10 protein-coding genes are annotated in these 15,605 nt (G+C 68.1%); 5 read left to right on the top strand and 5 right to left on the bottom strand.

All coding sequences use genetic code 11. The features are described 5' to 3' along the window. Positions 1–105 precede the first annotated feature (105 nt). Positions 106–762 carry a FadR/GntR family transcriptional regulator gene (locus tag OKA11_RS02070; RefSeq protein ID WP_267218569.1) on the bottom strand — a complete coding sequence of 219 codons (657 nt, stop codon included), beginning with the start codon at positions 760–762 and terminating at the stop codon, positions 106–108. Between the two features lie 150 nt (positions 763–912). On the opposite strand from OKA11_RS02070, the gene OKA11_RS02065 reads away from it, so the two are divergent. The 3 genes from OKA11_RS02065 to OKA11_RS02055 are packed head-to-tail and all read left to right on the top strand — an operon-like array spanning position 913 to position 4,473. Then, a complete protein-coding gene (locus OKA11_RS02065) occupies positions 913–1,917 on the top strand; it encodes an ornithine cyclodeaminase family protein (RefSeq protein WP_267218568.1) in 1,005 nt (334 codons plus the stop codon). A 37-nt stretch (positions 1,918–1,954) separates the two neighbouring features. Further along, positions 1,955–2,965 (top strand): dihydrodipicolinate synthase family protein, encoded by a 1,011-nt coding sequence (locus OKA11_RS02060; RefSeq protein ID WP_267218567.1) that lies wholly within the window; start codon positions 1,955–1,957, stop codon positions 2,963–2,965. Between the two features lie 11 nt (positions 2,966–2,976). Beyond that, positions 2,977–4,473, top strand: coding sequence for an NAD-dependent succinate-semialdehyde dehydrogenase (locus tag OKA11_RS02055; RefSeq protein ID WP_267218566.1), 1,497 nt, complete (start codon positions 2,977–2,979; stop codon positions 4,471–4,473). A 37-nt stretch (positions 4,474–4,510) separates the two neighbouring features. Here the strand turns inward: OKA11_RS02055 and OKA11_RS02050 are convergent, their stop codons facing one another. Genes OKA11_RS02050 through OKA11_RS02040 form a run of 3 tightly spaced genes read right to left on the bottom strand, consistent with a single transcriptional unit; the run spans position 4,511 to position 10,823 of the window. Beyond that, positions 4,511–6,799, bottom strand: coding sequence for a beta-glucosidase family protein (locus OKA11_RS02050; RefSeq protein WP_267218565.1), 2,289 nt, complete (start codon positions 6,797–6,799; stop codon positions 4,511–4,513). Beyond that, on the bottom strand, positions 6,796–8,349 hold the full coding sequence (locus OKA11_RS02045) for a tryptophan halogenase family protein (RefSeq protein WP_267218564.1): 1,554 nt from the start codon (positions 8,347–8,349) through the stop codon (positions 6,796–6,798). The genes OKA11_RS02050 and OKA11_RS02045 overlap by 4 nt, the downstream gene beginning before the upstream one ends. A 23-nt stretch (positions 8,350–8,372) precedes the next feature. Further along, the gene (locus tag OKA11_RS02040; protein ID WP_267218563.1) at positions 8,373–10,823 is read right to left on the bottom strand and encodes a TonB-dependent receptor; all 2,451 of its coding nucleotides are present in this window, start codon (positions 10,821–10,823) and stop codon (positions 8,373–8,375) included. A 199-nt stretch (positions 10,824–11,022) separates the two neighbouring features. Between OKA11_RS02040 and OKA11_RS02035 the strand changes: the two genes are divergently transcribed. Beyond that, positions 11,023–12,303, top strand: a complete 1,281-nt coding sequence (locus tag OKA11_RS02035; RefSeq protein WP_267218562.1) for an MFS transporter — start codon at positions 11,023–11,025, stop codon at positions 12,301–12,303. Then, positions 12,300–13,331, top strand: a complete 1,032-nt coding sequence (locus OKA11_RS02030; protein WP_267218561.1) for a LacI family DNA-binding transcriptional regulator — start codon at positions 12,300–12,302, stop codon at positions 13,329–13,331. The genes OKA11_RS02035 and OKA11_RS02030 overlap by 4 nt, the downstream gene beginning before the upstream one ends. A gap of 88 nt (positions 13,332–13,419) precedes the next feature. Here OKA11_RS02030 and OKA11_RS02025 read toward each other — a convergent pair whose 3' ends face one another. After that, positions 13,420–15,363: a rhamnogalacturonan lyase gene (locus OKA11_RS02025; protein WP_267218560.1), complete on the bottom strand. Its 1,944-nt coding sequence runs from the start codon at positions 15,361–15,363 to the stop codon at positions 13,420–13,422. Between the last annotated feature and the right edge of the window lie 242 nt (positions 15,364–15,605).

Below are 15,605 nucleotides of genomic sequence, written 5' to 3'. Positions count from 1 at the left end.
CCCGGCAGATCTTGCCGCGATTGCCTTCGGGAGGCGGTGCGCGATGCAAATCGATTTGCATTGATGCACTCAATTTTGCCGCGCGAAGCGCTGGGGCGGGGCGCTTTAGCGTAATCCGAACAGCTTGGCGCGCAGTGCCCGCAAGTGTTCGCGCATGGCGGCTTCGGCCGCTTGGGGGTCGTGCCTGCGGATCGCATCGACGACCTTGTGGTGCTCGTCGTCGGTGTTTTCCTTCGGGCCGGGTTCCGCCCCGAAGACCTGGTCGATCCGCCGGTCGAGCGTGAACTTCATCTGGGAGCGGAGCGTATCGTAAAGCGTCACCAGCAGGACGTTGTGGGTGGCCTGCGCGATCGTGCGGTGCAGCTTTTCGTCCAGCCGCTTCCACTGCAGCATCGAGTGCGACAGTGCCATTTCGGCCAGGCATGCGTCCATCGCGGCGAGATCTTCGGGCACGGCGTGGATGGCCGCTTCGGCCGCCAGCTGCGGTTCGAGCACGCCGCGTGCATGCAGGATATCGTCGACGCTGAAGTTCGCCGCTGCGGCAAGGGGTTCGATGACCTGCCGCTGGCCGATGAACGTGCCCTTGCCGACATGGCGCCAGATCGCGCCCTCGTTCTCGAGGTGCCTGAGCAGGGTTCGCAGGCGGCCGCGGGTTACGCCGAGTTCCTCGCTCAGACGCGGTTCGGGCGGCAGGCGCTCCTCGCCGCGCTCGATGGTTTCATCGAGCAGGGCGCGCAGCCGGACTAGGTCTTGATCGGACACGGAAAGCTCCTTTGCGGCCGAGGTACCACAATGCCGGATGACTGAGGATAGCAAATCAATAATCACATTGACACGCATCAATAGTGAAATTATTCGACTCGAAAGTGACGCGGGCCATGGCCATGCGGCGCACGGCCGGGAGAGGGCATTATGCAGCGTGAAGTGTACGAGACCCTGGTCCTGTCGGATGACGAGGTAAGGGCGGTCTTCGATTGGGCCGGGGCGGTGGCGGCGCTTGGCGCGGCCTATGCAGCGCCCCTGGCGGAGGCCGGGTTTCCGCCGAGGACAATGGCGCGCGGAGAAGGGGTGTGGCTGCGTTCGCTGACCGGGGTCATGCCGGGGCAGGCGGTCATGGGGGCTAAGCTGATCGCCGCTTCGCCCGTGGCCGGGGCGGCGTCCTACCTCATTTCGCTGTTCGACGGGCAGACGATGGCGCTCGATGCCTTGCTCGACGGCAATGCCATCACCGGCTTTCGCACGGCGGCAACATCGGCCCTGGCCGCGCGGCGGCTGCTTGCCGAGGCGCAGCCGCGCGTGGCGGTGATCGGCTCCGGCTTCGAGGCGCGGACCCATCTCGAGGCGTTGGCACAGTCAGGACCGCTTGCGCAGGTTCTGGTCTTCAGCCCGCGCGAAGCCAGCCGCGCCGCGTTCTGTGCGGCCATGGCGGACAAGGGCATCGCGGTGACGGCGGCCGCCAGCGCCGAAGCGGCAGTGGCGGCCAGCGATCTCGTGATCTGCGCGGCGCGTTCGCGTGACGAGACGCCGACGCTGCTCGGCCGCTGGCTGCGCCCGGGCATGACCGTTGTCTCGATCGGTTCGACGCTGCCCGAGCAGCGCGAGATCGATTCCGAGGCGGTCGCGCGCGCCGACCTCATCGTGGCCGACATGGTCGAGGAAGTCGCCCATGACACCGGCGACATGATCGCCGCACGCAGCCAAGGCGTGGCCTTTGCCGAAAAGCTGGTGTCTCTCGCGGAGGTGGTCGGCGGCCGGCACCCCGGTCGCGGCGATGCCCGCCAGATCATGCTCTACAAGTCGGTGGGCGCGGCGATCCAGGACCTCGCCGTGGCCAGGATGTGCGCCGCGCGGGCCCGGCAGCTCGGGATCGGTTCGACCATTCCAGCACCGATCCGTCCCGTTTCGAAGGGCAAGTGATCGCCCTATTCTCTAATACCTTCGGAGAGTTCGCAGCATGCCCGTCTACACCAAGTCCGAAGCCCGTGCCTGGGCGCGCGAGAAGATGCTGGGGGTCGCCAATGTCGTGATCCCGACCGTGACCGGCGATTTCACCGCCCTCAACGAACAGGCTGCCCGCCACGATGTCGAGACGACGATCGCGCACGGCTTCGTGGGGGCGCTTGCCTGTTCCGAAGTGGTGATGTCGATGGCGGAGTACCGGCGTTTCGTCGAGGTGATGGTGGAGCAGGCGGCGGGACGGATCTTTGTGGTCCACCACGCGGTGTTCAATACGCTGGAGGAAAACATCGTCGCCGCGCGGCTTGCGGCGGAGGCGGGCGCGGAGCTCGTCCTGCTCGGCTATCCGCCGTGCTTCTATCCCCAGTCGCTGGAAGAGGTCTACGCCTATACCAAGGCGTTCTGCGATGCGACCGACCTTGCCGTGATGCTGTTCCCGATTCCGACCTGGGGTTTCGGCCGGTTCAGCCCGATCGACATGCCGGTCGATCTCCTGCGCCGCCTCGTCGACGATTGCCCCAATGTCGTGGCGATCAAGGCCGAGGGCGGCATGCCGCATATCATGGGACCGATCGAGGTGCACCGCGCCTTTCATGACGAGGTGGTGATCTCCTTCCCGATGGAGCACGAATTCATCCCGCTCGCCCAGCTGATCGACGTGCCCTTCTGCGGTACCAATTTCTCGGCCTTCTTCGGGCCGGTCCTGCCGCGCGTGTTCGCCATGATTCGCGAGCGCCGCTTCGACGAGGCGACGGCGGAATTTCACCGCATCGATCCTGCCCGCAAGGCGTTCGCCAGCGTGCCGCAGGCCGGAGGCGGCCTGATCAACCGCTTGTTGTGGAAGTACGAGGGCTGGCTGCAGGGCTACAACGGCGGCCCGCTGCGCCATCCCACCGGCCGGGTCTACCAGCGCGACATGGCGGCGCTGCGGCGCGGCCAGGAAGCGGCCGGGCTCGATCCCACCCCCGATGCCGACGCGCTGTTTTTCGTCGGTCGCAACCCCGCCTGAAAGGACGCGCCATGGAACACCCCGAAACCTTGCCCCTGGCTGATCCCGATCTGCTGCGCCAGGCGATGCTGATCGGCGGCGCCTGGCTGCCCGCCGACAGCGGCGAGACCATCGATGTCCGCAATCCCGCCAATGGCGCGCTTATCGCCCGTGTCCCGAAAGCCGGGGCGGCGGAAACCCGGCGCGCGGTGGCAGCGGCAGAGCAGGCCTTGCCCGCATGGCGGGCGATGCTGGCCAGGGAGCGCGGCGCCATCCTGCGCCGCTTCCATGACCTGATGCTGCGCCATATCGACGATCTCGCGCTGCTCATCACTTCGGAGCAGGGCAAGCCGCTGACTGAGGCGCGCGGCGAGGTGCTGTACGCCGCGAGCTTTGCCGAATGGTTCGCCGAGGAAGCCAAGCGCGTGGATGGCGAGATCATCCCGCAGAACCTCGAAGGGCGCCGGATCCTGGTGCAGAAGGCGCCGGTCGGGGTCTTTGCCGCGATCACGCCCTGGAATTTCCCGGCGGCCATGATCACCCGCAAGGCCGCGCCCGGCTGGGCGGCGGGCTGCACCGGGGTGATCAAGCCCGCGAGCCAGACGCCGCTGACCGCGCTGGCGCTCGGCGTGCTGGCCGAGCGCGCGGGGCTGCCGGCCGGGGTCTGCAATGTCGTCACCGGGGCGGCCGGGGCGATCGGCGGCGAACTGACGGCCAATCCGGCGGTGCGCAAGCTCTCGTTCACCGGGTCGACCGAGATCGGCGCGCTGCTGCTGGCGCAGTGCGCGCCGGGCATCAAGCGGACCAGCATGGAACTGGGCGGCAATGCGCCGTTCATCGTGTTCGACGATGCCGATCTCGAGGCGGCGGTGGCTGCGGCGATGATCGCGAAGTTCCGCAACAGCGGCCAGTCCTGCATCGGCGCCAACCGGTTTCTCGTGCAGGACGGCATCTACGACGCCTTTGCCGAGCGGCTGGCCGCCGAGACCGCCAGGCTCGTCGTTGCCCCCGGAACCGTGCCCGGCAGCGCGATCGGCCCGCTGATCGACGCGGCGGCGGTTGCCAAAGTGGAGGAACATGTCGGCGACGCTCTGGCACGCGGCGCGCAGCTTGCTTGCGGCGGGCATCGTCATGCGCTGGGCGGCACGTTCTTCGCGCCGACGGTGCTGAAAGACGTGCCGCGTGAGGCGGCGATATTTGCCGAGGAAACCTTCGGTCCGGTCGCCCCGCTCTTCCGGTTCACGTCGGAGGAGGAGGCGGTGGCGCTGGCCAACGACACGCCCTTCGGCCTTGCCGCCTATGTCTGCGCGCACGACATGGGGCGCATCTTCCGCGTGGTGGAAGGGCTGGAGTTCGGCATGGTCGGCGTCAACGAGGGGCTGATCTCCACCGAAGTCGCGCCGTTCGGCGGCGTCAAGGCCTCCGGCCTCGGGCGCGAGGGGGCGGCGGTCGGCATCGAGGAGTACCTCGAGATGAAATATGTGGCGCTCGGCGGCATCCGGGCAGACGCGCCCGCCGCGAGCGCTTGACCACCCGGCGACAGGTCAAGCGCAAGGCAGGTTGCTGTTACGGTCTTACGCTTCGGGCATCGAGGCGGGCGGTCGCGGTCAGCGCGGCATCGCCGGCGAAATGACCGATCCGCAGCGGATAGGCCCCGGCATCCACGCTCCAGCTTTCGGTGCCGTCGCCGGCGCGCTGGAAGCGGGCGATGACGCGCGGATCGACCGTCATCGTCACGTGGCGGGTTTCGCCCGGGGCCAGCCGGACTTTCTCGAAACCGGCAAGGCGGTAGGCGCGGGTGCCGGCGGCACTGGCCGCCTCGACATAGAGTTGCGGCACGTCGGCGCCTTCGCGCTGGCCGCTGTTGGTGACATCGAATTCGACCGTGAGCCCGGCGCCGTCGGTGACCTTGAGATTGGCATAGCCGAAACGGGTATAGGTGAGGCCGAAGCCGAACGGGAACAGCGGTTTCCGGTTCCGCGCCGCATACCAGCGATAGCCGACATCGGCGCCCTCGCCGTAGTCGACCGAGAAGGGCGCGACGCCGCCGCTCATGCCGTAGACGGTCTTGTCACCGGCATCCCGGCGTGCGTCGGCGGCGCGCAGTTCGGCAAGGCCGAGCGGCTCGGGGCGGGGCGCCTGCGCGGGACTGGCGGGGAAGGTGATCGGCAGGCGGCCGGAGGGATCGACTTTGCCGAACAGGATATTGGCGATCGCTTCGCCGCCGCGCTGGCCGGGATACCAGGCCAGCAGGACCGCAGGCACGCGGCTTAGCCAGGGCATCGGCACCGGGCCGCCGGTTTCCAGTACCACCAGCGTCTTGCGGTTGGCGGCGGCGACCGCCTCGATCAATCCATCCTGGTTGTCCGGCAGGGCCATGCTTTCGGGGTCCTGCGCTTCGGTGCGCCAGGCCCAGGCGAAGACCACGGCGATGTCCGCGCCGCGCGCCGCCTGCGCCGCGGCCTTGGGATCGCTGCCGTCGACATAGGTCACCGCGGCACCGGGGGCGAGCGCCTTGATGGCCTTGAGCGGCGAGGAGGCGTGCCAGGTGATCCGCGCGAAGGAGGCGGCGGCGCCTTTGGTGAGCGGGATCTCCACCGGTGCGCCGCCGACCGAGCGGACCTGCGACGAGCCGCCGCCGGACAGCACGCCGACGTCGGCATGGGCACCGATCAGCACGATCCGTTTCGCGGTGCGCGCCAGCGGCAGCAGGTCGCCTTGGTTGCGCAGCAGCACGATGCCTTCCTCGGCGGCGCGCTGGGCAACCTCGGCATGGGCGGCATAGTCGATCGGCTGCGCGGTTTCCGGCACGGGGTTGTCCATCAGGCCGCTGTCGATGACCCCGAACAGGATGCGCCGGACCATGTCGTCAAGCCGGGTCATCGGAATGCGGCCGGCCTTCACCGCTTCGGCGAAGCGGGCGTCGAAGAACATGCGGTCGTCCAGTTCCTGCCCGGAATCCTGGTCCAGCCCGTTGATCGCGGCCTTCTCGGTGGAATGGACCGCGCCCCAGTCGGACATGACCCAGCCCTTGTAGCCCCAGTCCCGCTTCAGCACGCGGTTCAGCAGCCAGTCGTTCTCGCAGGCGTAATCGCCGTTGACCTTGTTGTAGGCGCACATGACCGAGCCGGGCTGGCCGCACTCGATGCCGATCTCGAAGGCCAGCAGGTCGCTTTCGCGCAGCGCCGCCGGATCGATGCGGGCATCCAGTACGGTGCGGCCGGTCTCCTGCGAATTGAGCGCGAAATGCTTGATGGTGGAGACGATGTGGTTGCTCTGTACGCCCTTGATATGGGCGCCCACCATGATGCCCGCGAGCAGCGGGTCTTCGCCGAGATATTCGAAATTGCGCCCGTTCCAGGGATCGCGGGTGAGGTTGACGCCGCCTGCCAGCAGCACGTTGAAGGTCTTGGCGCGCGCTTCCGCCCCGATCATCGCGCCGCCTTCGTAGGCGAGGTGGGGGTTGAAGGTGGCGGCGGTGGCGATGCTGGCGGGCAGGGCGGTGGCGACGTCGCCCTTGCGCTGCTCGATCTGGTTGGCGACGCCGAGGCTGGCGTCACTCTCGCGCAGGGTCGGGATGCCGAGACGGGGGATGCCGGGAATGTGCCCGGCAGAAGGGATCATCGCGATCGGCGGCACGGGTTTGGCCAGAGGCGGGAAGAAGCCGTGGATCAGTTGCAGCTTCTCGTCCAGCGTCATGCCCCTGACCAGCGCATCGGCGCGGGCTTCCGCCGATTGGCTGGAGGCGGTCTGCGTCGGGACGGGGGCCTGCACGGGGGCCTGGGCCTGCACGGGGGCGCTGAGGCCGGTACCGAGGGTGAGGGCGGTCAGCAGGGCGGCAATCTTCACGGTCATCGGGAAACCTTGGCTGGAGCGGTGCCCATGCGGGCGTGATAGTGGTTCAGCAGGCTGCGGTGGTCGGGCAGGGCGCCCAGCGCGCCGGTCTGCGCGGCCCGGACCCGGGCGAACGCCTCATGGGCCTCGCGGGCACCGGGATAACGGCGCTCGCCCGCCGCAAGCCGGGTCTCGAAACCCATGCCGTAGAGGATGTAGTGGTAGCTTGGCGGCAGGAAGGTCTCGAGGTCGACGACAAAATCGAACCGCGAGGGCGGGCGGCGGCGCCACTGCGCGAGCATGTCCTGCAGGTCCTGCGGGATCGAGGCGGGATCGGCATTGTCGCGCCAGTAGGCGGTGTCGGTGCGGCGGGTGATGCAGTAGTGAAGCTTGAGGAAGTGCACGATCCGCTCGAAACGGCCGGTCATGAGCCGGTTGAAGCTGCGGGCGGCGGCCTCCCGGGCGCTCCGGTCCGCGGGCACGAGGAAGTCGCCGATCATCTTCAGCGCGGCCTCGATCAGCATGATCCCGGTCGATTCCAGCGGCTCGAAGAACCCGGCGGACAGGCCCAGGGCCACGCAGTTGCCGATCCACTGGGTTTCGCGGTAGCCGGTCTCGAAACGAAGCGCGCGCGGAGCGAGGGCGGCGCCTTGGGGGCCGAGGTAGCGGCGCAAGGTCGCCTCGGCGTCCTCGTCCGAACAATGACGGCTGGAGTAGACATAGCCGATGCCGCGCCGCTCGCTGAGGCCGATGTCCCAGGTCCAGCCCGCGTCCTGCGCGGTGGCCAGCGTATAGGGGCGCACCGGGGCGTCGGGGCAATCGTAGGGCAGTTGCAGGGCCAGTGCCCGGTCGTTGAACAGGTAGTCCGCGCAGGAGGTGAGGCCGGCCCCCAGTGTCTTGCCGATGAGCAGGGCGGAAAAGCCGGAGCAATCGAGGAAGAATCCGCCCGCGACGCGGCGGCCGTCCGTCAGCATCAGCGCCGCGATGTCGCCATCGGGCGCGCGTTCGGTGGTTGCCACCGTGCCCTCGATCCGGGTGACGCCGGCGGCGATGGAAATGTCGCGCAGATAGTCGGCAAAGCGGGCCGCGTCGAAGTGGTACGCGTAGTTCATCGGCCCCGAGAAATCGGGATCGCCGGGCCGCTTGGGCCCGCGGCCCGCGCGGATCAGCCGTTCCTGCACGGTCACCGCGTCGGCCCATGAAGGGCGGGCGGGGTCGGCGGCGGCGATCCAGTGCGGCAGCAGCGCCTCGTCCTCGCCGCCCACCGGCATGTTGAAGGGGTGGAAGTAGCTGTCGGCACCCGTGGCCCAGCCTTCGAACAGCACGCCCTGCTTGAAGGTGGCATCGGCGCGGGTGAGGAATTCCGCCTCGCCGATGCCGAGGCCCGCCAGCGTGGTGCGGATGGTGGGAAACGTGCCCTCGCCCACGCCGATGATGCCGATTTGGCTGGATTCCACCAGCACGACGTCGCGCATGCCCAGCGTGCGGGAAAGGTAGGCGGCGGCAAGCCATCCGGCCGTGCCGCCGCCCAGGATGACGACGCGACCGGAAGAGGGATAGTCGCGCGTCATGGTCCTGTCCTTTCAGCGGCCGGTCAGAAGCTGGCGCGGGCGCGCAGGCCCCAGGTCCGCGGCGGCTGCAGGTTCGAGAGGAACACCGGATCGTAACGCGGCGCACCGAAGGCGCCGGCACCGGTACGGATGTGCCCGTTCTCGATGTTCTGCACGAAAGCCTCGACCGCATACTTCTCGTCCGCCGTGGTGAAGCGGATCGAGGCGTCGGAGCGGAAATAGGCCTTCTGCTTGTCCCACGAGGTGCCGTTGGTGCCGCGATCGGGCATGTTGTCGTCCGGATCGTTGGCATTCACGAAGGGATTGGCATCGCCGTTGAAGTAGCTCAGCCAGCTGCGGGTCTCGTAGTGGGTGGTGACGCGCGGGGTGATCCGGGCGCCGCTCGCCAGCACGAAGTCATGCTCGTAGCTTGCGGTTGCCGAGAAGCGCGGGGCATGGGCCAGTTCGTTGCCCTGGAGCTGCACGATCGAGGACTGCTTGCTGCCGTCGTAGAGGCGGCCGTCGACGCTTTCGAGATCCTCCAGCCTGGTCTTCTGCAGGGTGGCGGAGACGTTCAGGCGGTCGTTGTCGGACAACGCCGCGCTCATTTCCGCTTCCAGCCCGTAAGCCTTCGCGCCCTTGGCGTTCTGGGTGATCATCTGGCTGCGGATGACGTTGCCGTCATCGTCGCGGAAGGTGACCGCCTGGTTCACCTGGTATCCCTTGAAGTCGGAATAGTAGGCGGCCAGGTTCAGCGTCAGGCGGCGGTCGAACATGCGGGTCTTGAGGCCGACTTCGTAGTTGGTCAGCGTTTCGGGATCGGTGAGGCCCGCATTGTCCTGGATGTTGCCCGACTTGAAGCCGGTCGAGATGCTGGCGTAGCCCAGCGTGTCGGCGGCGATGTCGGCATCGACGCGGGCAAGGTAGGTCAGCTTGTTCCACTTGCCCTTCACGTCGTTGCTGGAGATCGCGTAGCCGGGCAGCAGGTCGACCAGCTCGGCCGCGGTCGCATCGGGATAGGCACCGAAGATGCCGCCCTGGCAGGCATCCGCCGGCAGGGTGTCAGGGCAATGGTCGAACATGACGTTGCGGCCGCCGACGTCCTTCTTCTTGTCCGAGGTGTAGCGCAGGCCGCCGGTCACGCGCAGCCAGTCGGCGGCGTGCCACACGGCCTGACCGAAGGCGGCGCGGCTGTCGATCTGGCGATTGGCCTGGATGAAGCTGCCCGCCCAGCTGAAGGTGCCGTCGCGGTAGCCGTTGCGCTGGTCGATGTCGAAGCGGATCTTGTTCTTTTCGTGGCTGTAGTAGGCGCCCAGGATCCAGTCGATGGCATTGTCGCCCGAGGACTTGAGCTGGAGCTCGTGGCTCTGGAAGTCGTAGCGCGACCAGACCGTGGCGTTCTCGTTGAAGGCGCCGAGCGGCAGGTCGTTGCCGCTGGCGTCCACGTCGCCGGTGGGCGGCAGGGCGCCGGCATCGGCATCGGTGCGGGTGCTGCCGCCGATGCGCGACCAGCCGGCGATGTAGCTGAGCTGGATGCCATCGGTGATGTCGTAATTCATGGTGCTGCGCGCCGCCACCGAATAGCGGTCGGTATCGGGCGCCGTATCGCTGAGCGTGGACCACCGCTTGGTGCCTGCGCGCGGCGTCTGGAGCAGGCCGATCACCGGGGCGCCATCGTCCCAGAAGGCTTCGCCCGAAAGGTTCCAGCTGAAGCGTTCGCTCGGCTGCCAGAGCATCGAGACGCGGCCCGAGCGCTGATCGGCGGCATAGTACTTCTTGCCGGAGGTGACGAAGGCCGACTTGTTGATGCCGGCCACATCGGGGGCGGGCTGATAGTCGGCATAACCGTCATGCCGGTCGCTGACGAAGGCGACGCGGAAGGCCAGCGTATCCGTCACGGGGATGTTGATCGCGCCGCGCACGCCGAACCGGTCGTAATTGCCGGCGGTGACTTCGACATTGCCTTCGAACACGCCCAGCTTGGGCTTGGCCGAGATCAGGCTGAGCGCGCCGACGATGGCGTTGCGGCCGAACAGCGTGCCTTGCGGACCGCGCAGGACTTCGACGCGCTCCATGTCGTACATCAGCACCGAGGCGCCCTGCGAACGCGGCGCATAGATGCCGTCGACATAGATGGCGACTTCGGGGTCGGCCACTTCGGTATAGGCGCTGTCATTGCCGATGCCGCGCAGCGTCAGCAGCACGGCCGACTGGTCGCCCTGCTGATTGAACTGGAGCGAGGGCACGAAACGCGCAAGATCGGTCACGTCCTTCACGCCGTTCTTGGTCAGGGTGTCCTGGCTGAAGGCGGAGATGGCGATCGGCGTCGACTGCAGGGTGGTTTCGCGGCGCGTGGCGGTGACGATGATGTCGCCGTCCGATACGGTCACCGGCGCAGCGGCCTGCGGTGCGGCTGCCTCCTGTGCCTGCGCTGCGGATGCGGAAAAAAGACAAGCCGCGAGCGCCGTGCCCGCGACGAGATCGTGCCTCGTCATGAAATCCTCCCAATGTGTTTCTACTTTGTGAGGCTGCAATGACCCGATCCTGACAACGATGTCAACCGTCATTCTGACATCGTTGTCAGTTTGGCGGTTCGCCGTGTCGATTTTATCGATCTTGCGATTTGCCATCTCTGGAGCGGTGCCATAGGTCTGCACGATGCCCTGTGCCGCCTCTTCCAGCACGATCCCGGCGATGGCCTCGGACCCCGGGGAAACCGTGGTCCGGCGGCTGCTGGCGCTGTCGGTCGGGGTGTTCTTCATCGGCGGTTTCCTGAGCGCCTCGGTCAGCCTGCTGGTGCCGCAGCTCAAGTCGGTTCTGGCGCTGGATTACGGCAAGGTGCTGCTGGTCCAGTTCGCGTTTCATGCCAGCTACCTGCTCTTTGCGCTGCCCGCCGCGCTCGCCGTCGTGCGAATCGGCTACATGCGGGCGATCGCCTCGGGGCTGGCGGTGATGGCGGCGGGGTGCCTGGCATTGGCGGCGGCGCAGGGCCTGCGGGACTTCGCGCTCATTCTTGGTGCCCTGTTGCTGCTGTCCTCGGGGCAGACGGTGTTGCAGATCGCGTCGAACACCGTCGTCACCGTGATCGGGCCGTCGCGCCGCTCTGCGTTCCGGCTCAATCTGCTGCAAGGCTTCAACGCGCTGGGAACGGTGCTCGGCCCGCTGGTGAGCGCGCCGTTTCTGCTCGCCGAGGCTCACCGGGGAGAGGGGCTGGACACGGCCGCGGCCTTGCCGTTCGTGGCGACCGGCGCGGTTCTGGCGGTTCTCGCGGCGGTCTACCTGCGTCATCGCCGCTTGCTGGCGCGAGAGGGCGGCGGGGCAGGGTCTGGGGCTGGGGCTGGGGCTGGGGCCAACAGCCGCTTCCCGCGCGGCGGCGGGCGGCGGATCCTTGCGGTGCTGCGGGACCGGCGGCTATGCTGGGGCATCTTTGCCATCTTCGTCTACGTTGGCGCGGAAGTGACGATCGGCACGCTGATGACCAACGTGCTGATGCTGCCCGAACGGCTGGGCCTGTCGCCGGTGAGCGCCGGGCGGCTGGTCAGCTTCTACTGGGCGGGCGCCATGGCCGGGCGTTTTGCCGGAGCCTGGCTGATGACGCGGATTGCCGAGGCGCGGCTGCTGCTCGTTGCGGCGGTGGCGGCGGGTGTTCTGGCGGCGGCGGCGGCAGGACTTCCCGGCGCGGCGGGGGCTGCGGCGCTCATCGCCATCGGCCTGTGCAACGCGATCATGTATCCCACGATCTATGCCCTGGCGATGCCCGCCGACGCGGCCGACGCGCCGCTCGCGTCGATGTGGCTGTGCATGGCCGTGGTGGGAGGCGCGGTCGTGCCGTTGTTGACCGGGGCGGCGGCGGATGCCATCGGCCTTCTTCCGGCCTTGCTGCTGCCCGCGCTCTGCTATGCCGGGGTCGCGCTGTTTGCGGTGATGTGCCTGCGGGCAGGGATGTGCCTGCGGCCAGGAAAGATGTCGGCATGAGTGTTGTCACGATCAAGGATGTCGCGGCCCGCGCCGGTGTCTCGGCCAAGACGGTGTCGCGTGTCATCAATGGCGAGGCCCACGTGCGCGCGGAACTGCGCGAGGCGGTGCAGCGGGTGGTCGCCGAACTGGACTATCGTCCCAACGCCTTTGCCCGCAGCCTGTCGAGTTCGCGGTCCTATCTGCTCGGGCTGTTCATCGACGATCCGGTGTCGGGGTATGCGGCCGACATCCAGCACGGGGCGCTGATCGGCTGCCGTTTGCGCAGCTATCACCTGGTGGTGGAGCCGGTCGAACTGTCCGCCCGGGGCTGGGCGGACGACGTGCGCTCCGCCATCGCGGCGCTGCGGCTGGACGGCGCGATCGTGGCGCCGCCGATCTGCGACGATCCGGAATTGATGGCGATCTTTGCCGAGGCGGCCGTGCCGACCGTGCTGGTGGCGCCGAGCGCGGCGCCGCCCGGGGTGGGGACGGTGCGCATGGACGACCGCCTCGCGGCGCGGGAGATGACGGAGCACCTGCTGGGCCTGGGGCACCGTGCCATCGCGTTCATCCAGGGGCCGGTGACGCACAGTGCCTCGGCGCGGCGCGAGGAGGGGTTTCGGGCGGCGATGGCCGGGGCGGGGGTCGCGGTCGACGAGCGGCTGGTCGTGCGCGGCGATTTCACCTCGCGCGCGGGGATGGAGCTTGGCGAAAGCCTGGTGACGCTGCCCGAGCCGCCGAGCGCGATCTTTGCCGCGAACGACGACATGGCGCTGGGAGTCCTGATCGCGGCGATGAAATGCGCAATCCCGGTGCCCGAGCGCCTCTCGGTCTGCGGATTCGACGATGCCCCCTCGTCGCGCACCGCCTGGCCGCAGATCACGACCGTGCGGCAACCCAAGGCGGAGATGGCCAAGGCGGCGGTGGACATCCTGGCCGACCCGCGTTTTCGCCGCGAGGGAAGTGCGGCCGGGACGGACTACCAGATCAGGCTCGCGCATGAACTGGTGCTGCGGGGAAGCACCGGCCCGTTTTTTCCCCGCTGAGGGTCTGTCCGAAAAATGCCCGGAAGGGCATTTTGATGGCGGCACCAGCCCGATGATCCGGGCGCGGCCCGTGCCGCGGCGGTCAGCTTCACTGGCCGCCGGATGGCGGCGCGCCGAGGTAGAAGCCGGTGTGCGGCGGCTGGTTGTAGGCGGTGTTCTGCCAGGCCACGCCCGCGCGGTAGACCGGGTCCTGCATCAGCGTGATGAAACGATGCGCGGTCGGGTAGGGCGTGGTGTAGATGCGCAGTTCCCGGTTGTCGGCGCGGCGCCAGATCACTTCCTCGCGCCAGTCGCCGACAAGGTCGACCTGGAGCGTGGGCGTCGCCTTGGTGCCGTTGTTCGCGGAGAGGCCTTCCGGGGCCAGCAGCGGCGTCGCGACGCCGCGCTGCCAGTCCCACTTGGAGATCGTCGTTCCGTCCAGCAATTCGCGCAGCAGATCGCCGTCCCACCAGATCGCGAAATTGGTTTGGCGCGGGCGCGGGCCGATCGGCTGGCCCTTGACGTCGAACAGGCGATCCGAATTGGCGGCCCAGAATTCCTCGCCGTAATGGCGCGGGTCGATATCGGCGGAGAGGCCGCGCCCGGTGTCCTCCTGTGCGGATTTCGACCATAGGACTTCGCCGCTGCGCGCGTCGAGCAGGGCAGAGCCCAGGCCTCCGTTCTGGCGAATATCCTCGAAGACGCCGAACTTTTCGAGGCCCGGGCGCGCGGGATCGAGGTCGCCCACATGTATCGTGTCGCCGTGGAACAGCGGCCGGGTCCACAGGCCCTTGCCGTCGTCATCGAGCGCCATCGAGCCGTAGATCACCTCGTCACGGCCATCGCCGTCGACATCGGCGACCGATAGCTGGTGGTTGCCGCGACCGGCATAGTCGCCGTTGCCGGGGCTGGAACTGTCGAACAGCCACCGCTCGGTCAGCTTGCCGCCGCGCCAGTCCCACGCCGCGACGGCGGTGCGGGCGTAGTAGCCGCGTCCGAAGACCATGCTGGGCAAGCGCCCGTCGAGGTAGGCGACCCCGGCGAGATAGCGGTCGGAGCGATTGGCATAGCCGTCGCCCCATGCGGCGGCGAGTTGCTCGGGCGTGGGATTGCCGCCGGGATAGCGCGGCGGATCGTACGGCGCGGTGGCGAGCGCCTTGCCGGTCAGGCCCTCGAAGACGGTGAGGTACTCCGGCCCCGCGACGATGCGTCCCTGCATCGGGGCGACCTTGGTGCCGTCGGCGAGGACCTTGGCGCCGGTGCGGTCCTGCTGCGGCACTTCGCCGCCGCGGCTGCGCCAGTCCGCGGCGGGATCGCCGATCACCTTGCCGGTGCCGTCGACCGTGCCATCGGCGGTCTTCATCGCGACTTCGGCGCGGCCGTCGCCGTCGAAATCGAAGACGAGGAACTGCGTATAGTGGGCGCCCGCGCGGATGTTGCGCCCAAGGTCGATGCGCCAGAGCCTAGTGCCGTCAAGCTTGTATGCATCGAGGAAGACCTGGCCGGTATAGCCGGTGTGGGCATTGTCGTGGCTGTTGGTGGGGTCCCACTTGAGCACGATCTCGTACTGCCCGTCGCCGTCGAGATCGCCCGCGCCGGCATCGTTGGCGGTGTAGGAATAGGCTTCGCCCGCCGGTGTCACGCCGTCGGCGGGCGGGACCAGCGGGATCGAGAGGTAACCCCCGGGCCACGACATCGCAGGCTGCGGACCGGCACGATCGCCGATGCGCTCCACCGCATAAGCACTTTGCGGTGTGCCTTTCCCATCCACGAACGCCGTCGCGGCGCCGGGGCGGGTGACATGGACCGGCTTGCCGTCGCGCAGCACGCGGAAACGCGCATCTTTCGGATCGCTGGCAAGCAGGCGCCAGTCCACGAGGATGCCGGAGGTCTGGGCCGGAACGGCGACCGCGCCGCGATCCAGGCGCTCCGCCGGGCTGCGCTCACCGGCCTCACGCGCGAGGGCGGGCTGTGCACTTGCGGCTTGCGGGAGGATGGGCAGGATGGCCACAAGGCCGAGCAGGGGCGCAAACGTGCGGATCGGTGCCGCCATCTCGTACATCCTCCGGGAGCTGGATTGTTTCGATCCAAATTATAATATTGCATCCCACATATAGGTTTAATCGACGAGCGTCTAGGCTAGGCATTGGACATCGCCGGGCGGCCGGATGCGGCACCGGCATGACAATTTGTCCACACCGTGGAATGGCGGGGCAGACCTGCTATCGCTATGGACAAGAGCGTTTTTCGAACGGAGTGGAACACGCAGTGACTCGGAAAAACGCGGCAAACAAA

The organism is Novosphingobium clariflavum (assembly GCF_026420865.1).
GTDB classification, from domain to species: domain Bacteria; phylum Pseudomonadota; class Alphaproteobacteria; order Sphingomonadales; family Sphingomonadaceae; genus Novosphingobium; species Novosphingobium clariflavum.
The sequence above is the reverse complement of the archived record's forward strand: the minus strand, read 5'-3'. Positions and strand labels throughout refer to the sequence as shown.

Coding starts and splice junctions, on each gene's coding strand:
- OKA11_RS02065 (WP_267218568.1), top strand. CDS start 913: ATGCAGCGTGAAGTGTACGAGACCCTGGTCCTGTCGGATGACGAGGTA.
- OKA11_RS02060 (WP_267218567.1), top strand. CDS start 1,955: ATGCCCGTCTACACCAAGTCCGAAGCCCGTGCCTGGGCGCGCGAGAAG.
- OKA11_RS02055 (WP_267218566.1), top strand. CDS start 2,977: ATGGAACACCCCGAAACCTTGCCCCTGGCTGATCCCGATCTGCTGCGC.
- OKA11_RS02050 (WP_267218565.1), bottom strand. CDS start 6,799: ATGACCGTGAAGATTGCCGCCCTGCTGACCGCCCTCACCCTCGGTACC.
- OKA11_RS02045 (WP_267218564.1), bottom strand. CDS start 8,349: ATGACGCGCGACTATCCCTCTTCCGGTCGCGTCGTCATCCTGGGCGGC.
- OKA11_RS02040 (WP_267218563.1), bottom strand. CDS start 10,823: ATGACGAGGCACGATCTCGTCGCGGGCACGGCGCTCGCGGCTTGTCTT.
- OKA11_RS02035 (WP_267218562.1), top strand. CDS start 11,023: ATGGCCTCGGACCCCGGGGAAACCGTGGTCCGGCGGCTGCTGGCGCTG.
- OKA11_RS02030 (WP_267218561.1), top strand. CDS start 12,300: ATGAGTGTTGTCACGATCAAGGATGTCGCGGCCCGCGCCGGTGTCTCG.
- OKA11_RS02025 (WP_267218560.1), bottom strand. CDS start 15,363: ATGGCGGCACCGATCCGCACGTTTGCGCCCCTGCTCGGCCTTGTGGCC.